The organism is Cylindrospermum sp. FACHB-282 (assembly GCF_014697195.1).
GTDB lineage: Bacteria > Cyanobacteriota > Cyanobacteriia > Cyanobacteriales > Nostocaceae > Cylindrospermum.
On the sequence record NZ_JACJRJ010000026.1, the window covers coordinates 20,668 to 32,249 of the forward strand.

Below are 11,582 nucleotides of genomic sequence, written 5' to 3' on the forward strand. Positions count from 1 at the left end.
GTTTGTAATTTCTCTTCAATAGTATAATACATAATTTGCTTAGGTCAGAGTACTGAGGTGGTAAGAAATAGCAAAGTAGTATCTCGAATCGGGAATATGATAAACGCTCCGGCAAAAAGTAGCCGTAAATAGCCGATCGCATTAACCCCATTAATCCTTACCAACCTGGAAGCGATATCGCAAATTATGCAATCCCTAATTAATTACCTCCCAACAACCGTAGGGGCACAGTGCCCCTACAAATTTGTAATTTATGTGGATAATTAAACTGTTATTCCATCACCTGCGCTGACTTCTGCTCACCCAACTTGAGAATCAACACACCCAAAGGAGGTAGACACAAATCCAGAGAATAAGGATGATTGTGCAAAGACCAATCATCAGTCCACTTACCACCTAAATTGCCCATATTGCTACCGCCATATTGACGAGCATCACTATTGAACAACTCAGTATAAAACCCCTTTTCTGGTACACCGATGCGATAATGAGAATGGGGTTGTGGTGTGAAATTACAAACCACGATCGCAAAATTTTCAGAATCCTTATCGCGCCGGATAAAAGAAACCACACTATGGCGGTTGTCGCTACAGTCAATCCACTCAAACCCTTCTTGGGCAAAATCCAGAGTGTACAAAGTTGATTCAGAGCGGTAGAGATGGTTTAAATCTTGGAAAAACTGTTTCAACTGTTGATGGGCTTCATACTGCAATAGATGCCACTCCAAATCAGCCCAGACATTCCACTCACTCCACTGTCCAAATTCCATGCTCATAAACATGGTTTTCTTCCCTGGGTGAGCGAACATATAGCTAAACAAACAACGCACATTAGCGAGCTTCTGCCATTTATCCCCCGGCATTTTACCGATAATATTGCTCTTACCGTGCACCACTTCATCGTGGGACAGAGCCAGCATAAAGTTCTCGCTGTGGTTATACCACATACTAAAGGTAATATTGTTTTGGTGAAACTGGCGGAACCAAGGATCCATGCTGAAATAGTCCAGCATATCGTGCATCCAACCCATATTCCACTTCAAGTTAAAGCCCAGTCCACCTGTGTAGGTAGGCCAAGATACCATTGGCCAAGAAGTAGATTCTTCAGCAATTGAGAGAACGCCGGGGAAATAGCTAAACAGCAAGTGATTTACCTGACGCAAGAAATCCGCAGCTTCCAGGTTTTCTCTACCACCGTACTGATTAGGTAGCCATTCTCCTGGTTTGCGGCAATAGTCAAGGTAGAGCATCGAAGCCACAGCATCAACGCGAATTCCATCAATGTGGTACTTGTCAAACCAAAAGAGGGCATTTGCTACCAGAAAATTCCTGACTTCGTGGCGGTTGTAGTTGAACACCAAAGTACCCCATTCTTTGTGTTCACCTTTGCGGGGATCAGCGTGTTCGTACAGGTGACTACCATCGAAGAAAGCTAACCCATGCCCATCTTTAGGGAAGTGTCCGGGAACCCAATCGACAATCACACCAACACCATTTTGGTGACATTGGTCAACAAAATACATGAAATCTTCAGGGCTACCAAAACGAGAAGTGGGGGCAAAGTACCCAGTTACTTGATAACCCCAAGAGCCATCAAAGGGATGTTCTGCGATCGGTAGCAGTTCCAAATGGGTGTATCCCATTTCCTTGACATAGGGAATGAGTTTATCTGCTAACTCCCGATAGGTAAGAAAACGTGCCCCAGGGTTGAGTTCAGAAACAGGAACTACAGCTTCAATTTCCCCACTAGGCAGTTTCGCAGGTTCCCCACTAGAAGCGTGTAACCAAGAACCTAAATGCACTTCGTAAACGGAGATTGGCTGAGTCAGGGGATCGGTGTGACGCCGCACATCCATCCAGTTTTCATCACTCCAGTTGTGGACACTTAAGTCAGTAACAATGGATGCAGTTTTGGGGCGGGGTTCCTGCTGGAAACCATAGGGATCAGATTTTTCGTAAATATGTCCTTCAAAATTTTTGATTTCATATTTATAATGCTCTCCTACTCCCAGTTCAGGAATAAATAACTCCCAAATGCCGGTTGGGCCTTTACGCATCTGGTTTTTGCGCCCATCCCAGAGGTTGAAATCTCCCAGCAAGGAGACATTACGGGCATTGGGCGCCCAAACAGCAAAATAAACCCCTTTAACCCCATCTACCTCTGTGAGGTGCGCTCCCAGTTTTTCGTAAATTCGGTGATGGTTGCCTTCAGCAAACAAATGTAAATCAAAGTCTGTCAAGTGGGGAGAATTGAAGGCGTAAGGGTCATAAGTGACTCGCTCGTTTTCCCCTTCTTTAATGCGTAGCTGGTAGTTTGTTAGTTCTGCGGTTTCAATTATGCATTCAAAAAAGTGGGGATCATGCACCGCTTGCATTGGGTATTCCTTCCGTTCTTCAGGAACAACTACCCATGCGGCACTCGCATTTGGTAGGTAGGCTCGCACAGCCCAGATAGTTTTACCATTTTGCTCTATAGGATGAGAACCCAGTATTTCAAACGGATCGTGATGCTGATTCCAAACGATGCGATTAACCTGTTCAGGGGCGATCGTGGTCATGGACATGAAGCTACCTACGTGAAATAAGGTGATTGAGTGAAATACCTCCAGCACCGTCCCAAGGGTCAGGTGTGGTTTTCTGCTATCTAAAATCTGGACATTTTTAGACGTATGTTATTTAGTTGACCTTTCACAGGGAGGAGTTGGCGACTTATCTCCATACTCTGAGTTGTCAAGGTTCAGTCGTTTAATTGCCAGCATTTTTAGCTTTGCAATGATTGAATTTTAACAAAAAACCCTGATTATGAGACTGTTTCAAGCTTTTAGACTTGTATGTAAAAATAGTGGCGATTCTTCGTCTATCCCACTCCAATTGCTACGTAATGCGTTGCATATTTGCCGAGGTAAGACTCCTCATCCCTGTGATATTTATACCAGCACTAAGTTTTAGACTGGGGTGTGGATTTGCTGTTAGCTCAAACTAAATTTGGTTTTTTAATATCTATAATCTATGTCTTTACATTTATTTGCAATTTTGTTGCCACCGTTATCCTACCGCAGAATGAGTCCCAATTCTTTTCTGTGGATGAGACGAGGGGCGGTGGGTAATGAATATTATAAGAATAACTAATAACTAATTTGTCTTTCTCAAAAATTTAAAAATGGGAAAAACTGAAGCAATGTCTTCCGTAACCGCAATAAAAAAATCTGTTCCCGCACATTGGTATTCAGTTTTGGTGGCGGACTGTTTTGTAGTTGCCCTTGCAATTGGGCGTATTCAGCGGCAGTTAGGCGTTTACCATCAATAGGCGATCGCGCTTCTGTAATAATCTCTGTTCGCAATATTTCTTCCGGCGTATCCTCCGGTGGCGGTAATGCCCTAACTCCTGCCCCCCAATGGCTACTCAACCCCACCAAAATACTAGTAGCAATGCTCACAAAAAATACTAATCGCTTCATCGGTGTCCTTTTGCATTCTGGATTATGTATTTTTTTGAATTTTGTATCCGCTTCATTTTATCTAGACAAAACTGGACAACCTTTCCGGTAGGGGGGGGTTTATTGCGCTTATTCTCAATAATCATCGCGATCAGACCCCCCCTACCGGACAGAGTTTACTAGCGTAGCGAATAAATTTTTAGCAAGGTTGTCCAGTTTTGTCCAGGATTCCCCAAACCCTTACGGAAGCCCCAGGCATATTTTGGATTTTGAATTTTTAGAGTCCCGGCGGTAGCGGTTCACCACACAGTTGGTGGACTTGCACAATGCGCTCAAACAGCCAGGGATATCCCTGCCGGTATTGAGGAATCAGCGCTAAAGGACTAAGTAATGCTGCTGCGGCAATGTCTGCCACACTTAGACTGCTACCCACTAAATAATTACTTCTTTGCCAGCGGATAGATAATTCTTCCAAAGCCGTGACTAATCTATTAGTAGCTAATTCTACAGTGGCATTGTTGACCCCATATTGTTTTCGCACCACGCGGATCACCATCTGACTAAAAAGTGAAGGGTCGATTTGCTTACCCGCACCAGCGCGAAACTGATAATAGACAAATCGCGTTGCTGTCCCGATGCTTTCATCCAACCAATCTTCTAGCATCCAGGCTTCAGTTTGCTGTTCGTGGTTGGCTAAAAATATTGGTGGTTCTGGTTGATAGGTTTCGAGAAATTTGAAAATTTGGGTAGAGTCGGCGATCGCCTTTGGTACTGCGCTCCCCTCAATCCCTTCTGGTTGTCCCTCAATTTCTGGCAACAAAACTGGTAGCGTTGTCAAACCAGTCAGCGGCTTCACTTTTAGGATGTGCAAGCCAGGAGTAAGATTTTCGATCTTGTAATTAATGCCTTTGTAACCCAGTGCTAAACGGGCTTTGCGACAGTAGTGAGAAGTACTAAATTGTAATAGTAACATAAAGCTACTCTAGCAGCTTGTACCATTTTGGATGTTAACTTTTTAGTTAAATGGACACTTGGTTGAGGTTGTTACCTTCTCTACCAGTGTCCTTTAGTTGCTGCTATATTCAAGCTGAAAATTTAGCACCCTCAACATTAAGAGTGCTGGTGTTTTCGGCAGAACCCAATTAATTCAAGTGAGGAATATGTAGTGAGGAGCGCTGTCACTAACCTAGTATGTACGTGATTTCAACTACAATCTACGGGGTCTTAGTGGGAGTAGCAGCAGGGGTAGCAGCAGGGGTAGCAGCAGGGGTAGCAGCAGGGGTAGCAGCAGGGGTAGCACTATCAGTCGGTTCACCTGTAGCAGCAGGGGTAGCGGTAGTACCACCAGGTTCGCCACCACCTTCACAGGCTCCGAGGACGGTAGCCAAACTTAAAATTAAAGCCAAACCAAAGATTCTTGTTTTCATAACTCCTCTTTCACCAATTGCGGCAATAAAAAATTTCGCCTGTTGAATACGATACCTTATTTGTTGATTTTTGTTAAATGCTTTCAGATTACATAGATAGTTAAATGCAATCCTTTGGGTATTTTGTTTCGTCTTAGCTATCATCAGTCTTAGACGAGTTTCTCCTAACTATGAGGAATAGGGTAACTTGATTTCTGTTCAGAAATCTCTAAGTTTACTACATTGTACAGCTACTATAGCAAAAATTGTCATAACTTCAGCAGACTATTGCCCTTGGCTGCCCTGTCTTGCCATACTGTTGAATGCGGATACCTGCCTAACAGGTTAAGCTATCGAAGTTGTCCCTTGCTGCTTATAAGCATTGTAGTACGTAGAGGAAACCAACAATGGCGCAGCTACCTGTAACAAGTGATAAAAGGGTGTAAGTGTAATGTGTGCTTGTGGTTCAAAAAGCCCTTTTAACCTTAGCAAAAACAGACAATTAATCTAAAATACAGTATTTCCTATCCAAAAAAACTATGGTTGTTGCTCGCAAATCACCTGTTTCTGCTAGAGGTACTTGGTTCCGGCGAGATTCTACCCTTTCGTTAGAGAAGCGCCGCGCTGCACGTTTGGGGTCAGCAGTGCAGAGTGGCTCTACAGCCGCTACTGAATCTGCACCGTTAACGCCTAAAAGACAACGGCGTCCCTCAAAGAATTTAGCGGTACCTCGCACAAATGGGGCACAAATGCCTATATCAGTCAAAGAGCTAGGAAAACAACAAGTCTCAAATATTAACGCGCAGTCGAATGTACACCTTCCCATAATGTCTAGTTCTAGGTCTGCACCTGTGTGGTTACTGCGCTTGTCCATACTCAATCGCTATTCGTCATCTGTGGCGTTTTTGTTAGTGGTAGCCACGCTTGTGGTTTATGGTTGGACGGTATATTCCCAAGAACTTTGGAGTCAGGCATACCGCAAACTGCAAAATCTGCAACGTCATGAGCGGCAATTAACTACAACTAACGCGACACTGACGAACAAAATGGCTGAGGAAGCAGAGAGAGCAACAGCAGGACTGGTATCGCCAACTCCTGCGGGGACAATTTTCTTGCCGCCAGTCTCTCGTAGTTCTAAGCCAACATCTTCTAACACAACACCTAATTCGTCTATGCAGCAGCAAACTCTCTCTCCACTGGGATATTAAAATCAAGGATCAAGGTTCACACAACAGTTATGGTTAATTCCTCTGGACATTGAACTCTGGAATCCGTAAAGCGGGGGTTTCATGAAAGTTATGCTTTCATTGGCGGTTCCTGAGCCAAAATCTACTCGTTAGATGGGTAAACAAAGGACGGCCAGCGCGGCATCACCCAATATCTTAGGTGAAACCGAGATTATATAAGCCGCCAACAAGCATTGGCTGACCAATTTTGTCCAGGTTTTTCCCAAGGCTGAACAAGGCTATGCAGAAGTCACCAAGCAGAAGAAAATTCAGAAATTTTCGGAATTTAGAATTCACAAGGCAGCGTTCGTTTTCTAGGTCATCTGAGCAAGGGAATGTTGCCTCTAAGACTCAAGATCAAACACCCAATGTTAAGTCCCGACTGTTAATAGTATGGGGTGTATTAATGGCTGCTGGGGTGGGGTTGGCTTTCAACTTGTATCAGTTGCAAATTATCCAGGGATCAAAACTGACAGAGAAGGCGCGAAACCAGCAAATGGTGAATGTGCGTCCTTTTATGCCCCGGCGTCCAGTGCAGGATCGCAATGGCAATATGTTGGCGATTGATCGCCCAGTGTTTACTTTGTATGCCCATCCGAAGCTGTTTGATAAATCTAATGACGAGATGGCAGGGCTACTTGCTCCCATGCTGAACAAAGATTCGGCTGAGTTGCAGAAAATATTTCAAAGTAAGAAAAGCGGGATTTTACTTGCCTCTACTGTGTCAGAAGATGTTGGCGATCGCCTAATTTCGTTACGCTTGAATGGTTTGGAGTTAATTCAAAAATACTCCCGATTTTACCCACAAGGGGATTTAATCTCTAATGTGGTGGGTTATGTTAATCTTGACCGTCGCGGTCAGGCAGGTGTGGAATACAGTCAGGAGAAGTTACTAGAACGTTCTGGACAAACTGTGCGGATGAGTCGGGCTGGTAATGGGGCCCTGATGCCAGATCATGCTCCAGAAGGGTTTTTGCATTTTGATGATTTGCAATTACAAATGACTATTGATAGCCGCCTGCAAAGGGCAGCTCGTTCTGCTCTCAAACAACAGATGGAAAAGTTTGAGGCAAAACGCGGGGCAGTAATTGTCATGGATGCCCTGGATGGTTCTTTACTCGCTTTGGTTTCTCAGCCTAGCTATAACCCAAATGAATATTCCAAAGCTGATATCTCACTGTTCAAAAACTGGACGGTGGCGGATCTTTATGAACCAGGATCAACCTTCAAGCCTTTGAATATTGCGATCGCATTAGAAAATCAGGTCATCAAACCAGATGATGTGTTTAATGACCCCGGTACTATTCGAGTCGCTGACCGCATTATCAAAAATGCTGAAATCAACAGTTATCGGCAAATCAACATTTCTCAGATTCTGCAACAATCTAGCAACGTTGGTATGGTGCAAATCATCCAACGATTGCGCCCTTCAGTCTATTACAACTGGCTGGAACGTTTGGGGCTTGGGCAAAAAGTTGATACTGATCTGCCCTTTGAAGTCACGGGTCGGCTCAAAAGTCAAGAAGAATTTATCTCTTCATCAATCGAACCCGCAACTACCTCCTTTGGACAGGGTTTCTCCCTGACGCCATTACAACTAGTACAAATGCACGGAGCTTTAGCCAATGGCGGCAAATTGGTAACACCCCATGTTGTCCGGGGATTAATTGATAACAAGGGGCAGATGCATTATTCACCCACCCTGCCAGCACCACGCCAAATTTTCTCATCCACAATAACCCAAAAGGTCGTAGAAATGATGGAAACTGTGGTGACTGAAGGCAGTGGCAAAGCGGCACAAATTGAGGGTTATCGCATCGCCGGCAAAACCGGCACCGCTCAAAAAGCCAGTTCCAACGGCGGCTATATCATCGGTGCTAGAATCACCAGCTTTGTAGCTATTTTGCCTGTGGAATCTCCCCGTTATGTAATTTTAGCATTGGTGGATGAACCAAAAGGAGAAAATGCTTATGGTTCTACTGTCGCTGCACCAATTGTCAAGACTGTGATGGAATCGCTGATTCCTATTGAAAAAATTCCTCCCAGTCAGGCAATAAAGCCGGCTGCTGTAAGTCCTTCTAATCCGTCGCCGTAGTCAGGTGAAATTGGTAATTTTACAGAAAACTCATTGCTGTTTTCCCTATTACCAATTCCCAATTACCAATTACCAATTCCCAATTACCCATTACCCATTACCCATTACCCATTACCCATTACCCATAATTTAGTAAGTCTGCCTTAATGTCTCTTCTATTGAACCGACACGCTGGAATACCTTAATTAGTTCATGGGATTTTGTTTTTCCCTGGGACAAAATAAGTTTCAGTGGCGTTAATAAATTAGCGTCTGGGTCATCTCCAAGGGCGACTTCAGCGGCTTGTAAGACCTTTGTGGCGTTCATCAAAATATCTTCGTTGTCAAACCCTGCTTTTGCTGATAGTTGGTGCAAAGCTGCGTCAGGGATAATAGCTCGACCCTGTAAAGTTTCATCTAGCACTAGACCTTTTAACAACGCCAACAGAGCGGCATAGATAGAAAAATCATCACAACTATCACAAGCCTTAAATTCTATGCGACCAACTTCTGCTGGAATACGGGCTATTTTTGTCAATGAGGGTACGCTTTTAATCAGTTGTTCTGGTTCCTGGACAAAAACTAGGGCCGCCGGTCTTTTGCCAGTTCTGATAAATGTTCTTACAGAAAGTCCTGACCACAAACTACCATTATAAAAAGGAGAACTATAACTAAAAGGTACAATGTATGGACTGTAATAAGTTAACTTTTTCCCAATATCAATTACACGTTCGTAAGATAAACCAGCCACTGAAATATTTAAATCTGGTCCATAGGTCAACATAGGAATGTGGGCAGTTTGTTTTTCTGGTGACGCCTGTCGCCGTTTGATTTCATAATCATTTAATCGGGGTTGAGGCTCAAAAACAGTGTGGTAGGGATTAAAACTAACCAAAGCTGGCATGAAACCAAAGCTAACAGCAACCTCACGCAGTAAGCAAAAACTTTCTGTTAATTCAGTCACCGCGCCTTGAATATCTGAGTGTATAGTTGTTCTAATTTCGATACCTTTAACCAGACAGTCAATGACTTCTTCGGAATCGGCAAATCTTTCAAACCCCTCAATATACCACCGCTTTTTTTTTATGCCAGCATCGCCGACGCGCAATTGTGGGTAGTCACTGGAGTATATAGGTAGCCTAGCAACAATTTGATCAAAGTCAGCAAATTTTGTGCGGACAAAATCAGCAAACTTTCCTTGATGGTTGAGGAAAGCAACTTCATGCTCAATACCAAAAGAAAACATATTAAGTAGCAAAAGTTCTTTATGATCACTTTCAGACGGATTTTAACGCAATACTGACAGTTGTGAATTTTTAACTTTATTTTTGGGTCTTTGATGGTCAACAGTTACAAGCAGGAACTGGGGACGCTATGAGTGTTAATTATTAATTATCAAGCAAATATCCAATTTCTCCTCTGTCAACAACAAACAAATCTTCCTAGCTCGTAAGTTAGCTGTGTAACAGTTTAGACACCTGGAAGGTGGCTTAATATTGACTGAGGAAAGCTTGAGGTGTGTGTTTATGACAAGTGCTATTGAATCTCCCTACAGTAGCGAACAAATTGCGGCTTGGTTGCGTGGATTGCTGACAATTGCTTGGGCAGATGGTAACTTTGATGCCCAAGAACAGCAATTAATTGCCAGCATTACCCAGGATGAATTAGCTCTTGGGATTAGCTGGGATTCCCTAGAGGTGATTACACCAGAGGATTTAGCTGCGGTTTTGGGTAGAGGTACGCCAGTAGCGGAAAATTTCTTACGCACAGCGGTGATGGTGGCGATCGCAGATGGCACTTATTCTCCCAGCGAAGACCAGCTTTTACAACAGTTTTGCAACACCTTAGAACTGCAAGAGAATGTCCTAGAAGCCTTACGCCACACCCTCGAAGGCAAAAAACAGGTGTTCGGGGCTGCCCCAACTCCTGCACCCCATCTACCCCTACCAGACCCCCTCAACCCGATGCGCGACTGGTTAGATGGGTTAGATATCCAAGACCCTAGAGTTGCTAGATTTTTATGTAAGATGATTCCTTCTCAATGTCCCTTTGCGCGGGATATCACCCTATTTGGACGCAAAATTGTTCATATTCCCCCGTTGTGCAAAATCAACCCACTGTATGAGCAAATGGTGGGTTTACGTTTCCGCGCCCTTTCCTATTTGGCAGATGAATGTGGTGAGGATATTTCACCATATATTTGAGTGCTGCTAAGTGCTGTAGATACCCGGAGGGCGGTTTACCGCAGGGCAGAACTAGTGCATTGCAGAGGTTCCCGACCTTGTAGCAACTGGCGTTGCTGAGTTACAAGTAAATAGTAAGGAATTAAGAGTTAAAACTTATAATTTATAACTCATGACTCATAACTTATAACTCAGCACTCAGAAAGGAAGGACTCTAAGAATATGCAATTTATTGATCAAGTAGTAATTGAAGTTGAAGCTGGTAAAGGTGGCGATGGTATTGTGGCCTTTCGGCGGGAAAAGTATGTACCGGCTGGTGGCCCTTCAGGTGGTAATGGCGGCCGTGGTGGTTCAGTAATTTTTGTGGCGAGAGAAAACCTGCAAACCTTGCTGGACTTTAGATACAAGCATCTTTTTAAGGCGGAAGATGGCGATCGCGGTGGGCCAAATAATTGCACCGGCGCTGGTGGAAAGGATCTAGTTGTCGAAGTCCCTTGTGGTACTGCTATTTATGATGCCGGAACAGGAGCAATGCTGGGGGATTTAATTACACCTGGACAAGTTTTTCGGGTGGCTGAAGGCGGTAAAGGCGGACTGGGAAATCAGCATTTTTTGAGTAACCGCAACCGCGCCCCAGAATTTTCTCTCCCTGGACTTCCTGGGGAAATGAAGGTACTACGCATGGAGTTGAAGCTGTTGGCGGAGGTGGGAATTATTGGTTTACCAAATGCTGGTAAATCTACTTTAATTTCTTCTTTGTCATCTGCACGCCCCAAAATCGCCGATTATCCTTTCACTACCCTAGTACCAAATTTGGGTGTAGTGCGGAAACCAACTGGCGATGGTACTGTTTTTGCGGATATTCCCGGACTGATTGAGGGGGCTTCTCTTGGGGTGGGACTGGGACATGATTTCTTGCGTCACATCGAACGGACAAGGGTACTGCTTCACTTGATTGATGCGACTAGTGAGGATGTGATTGGTGATTACAACACTATTCAGCAAGAGTTGCAAGCTTATGGGCGGGGTTTAGCCAAGCGATCGCAAATTGTGGCGCTAAACAAAATTGATGCGGTTGATCGAGATACAGTCGATTTAGAAGCATTAGCTACCCAACTAAATCAAATCTCCCACTCCCCAGTTTTCATCATTTCCGCAGTTACTCGCACAGGTTTAGACCCAATGTTGCAAGAAATTTGGCGAACTCTTGACCAAATGAATACTGCTGAAGCATTGGAGGCTGTTGTGTAATTGATAC

The 11,582-nt window shown here is 44.0% G+C and carries 9 protein-coding genes; 4 read left to right on the forward strand and 5 right to left on the reverse strand.

The genetic code is table 11. The features are described 5' to 3' along the window. Window positions 1-271 precede the first annotated feature (271 nt). The 4 genes from glgB to H6G32_RS14680 all read right to left on the reverse strand — a co-directional run bounded on the left by glgB (window position 272) and on the right by H6G32_RS14680 (window position 4,863). Entirely contained in the window at window positions 272-2,563 is a 2,292-nt protein-coding gene (glgB, locus tag H6G32_RS14665; protein WP_190459486.1) for a 1,4-alpha-glucan branching enzyme, read from the reverse strand. Window positions 2,564-3,145: 582 nt separating this feature from the next. Continuing rightward, entirely contained in the window at window positions 3,146-3,457 is a 312-nt protein-coding gene (locus H6G32_RS14670) for a hypothetical protein (protein ID WP_190459488.1), read from the reverse strand. A 256-nt stretch (window positions 3,458-3,713) separates the two neighbouring features. After that, complete coding sequence (locus H6G32_RS14675; protein ID WP_190459490.1) at window positions 3,714-4,409, reverse strand: glutathione S-transferase family protein; 696 nt, start codon at window positions 4,407-4,409, stop codon at window positions 3,714-3,716. 241 nt (window positions 4,410-4,650) lie between these two features. Continuing rightward, window positions 4,651-4,863 (reverse strand): hypothetical protein, encoded by a 213-nt coding sequence (locus H6G32_RS14680; protein WP_190459492.1) that lies wholly within the window; start codon window positions 4,861-4,863, stop codon window positions 4,651-4,653. Between the two features lie 518 nt (window positions 4,864-5,381). Here H6G32_RS14680 and H6G32_RS14685 point away from each other — a divergent pair. Together H6G32_RS14685 and H6G32_RS14690 are read left to right on the forward strand one after the other, a co-directional pair. Further along, window positions 5,382-6,050, forward strand: a complete 669-nt coding sequence (locus H6G32_RS14685; protein ID WP_190459494.1) for a hypothetical protein — start codon at window positions 5,382-5,384, stop codon at window positions 6,048-6,050. Between the two features lie 259 nt (window positions 6,051-6,309). Continuing rightward, the gene (locus H6G32_RS14690) at window positions 6,310-8,163 is read left to right on the forward strand and encodes a peptidoglycan D,D-transpeptidase FtsI family protein (RefSeq protein WP_190459496.1); all 1,854 of its coding nucleotides are present in this window, start codon (window positions 6,310-6,312) and stop codon (window positions 8,161-8,163) included. Window positions 8,164-8,292: 129 nt separating this feature from the next. Here H6G32_RS14690 and H6G32_RS14695 read toward each other — a convergent pair whose 3' ends face one another. Further along, a complete protein-coding gene (locus H6G32_RS14695) occupies window positions 8,293-9,387 on the reverse strand; it encodes a glutamate--cysteine ligase (RefSeq protein ID WP_190459498.1) in 1,095 nt (364 codons plus the stop codon). A gap of 280 nt (window positions 9,388-9,667) precedes the next feature. Between H6G32_RS14695 and H6G32_RS14700 the strand changes: the two genes are divergently transcribed. Together H6G32_RS14700 and obgE are read left to right on the forward strand one after the other, a co-directional pair. Continuing rightward, window positions 9,668-10,345, forward strand: coding sequence for a Mo-dependent nitrogenase C-terminal domain-containing protein (locus H6G32_RS14700; protein ID WP_190459500.1), 678 nt, complete (start codon window positions 9,668-9,670; stop codon window positions 10,343-10,345). Between the two features lie 201 nt (window positions 10,346-10,546). After that, on the forward strand, window positions 10,547-11,575 hold the full coding sequence (gene obgE / locus H6G32_RS14705; protein ID WP_190459502.1) for a GTPase ObgE: 1,029 nt from the start codon (window positions 10,547-10,549) through the stop codon (window positions 11,573-11,575). Window positions 11,576-11,582 lie beyond the last annotated feature (7 nt).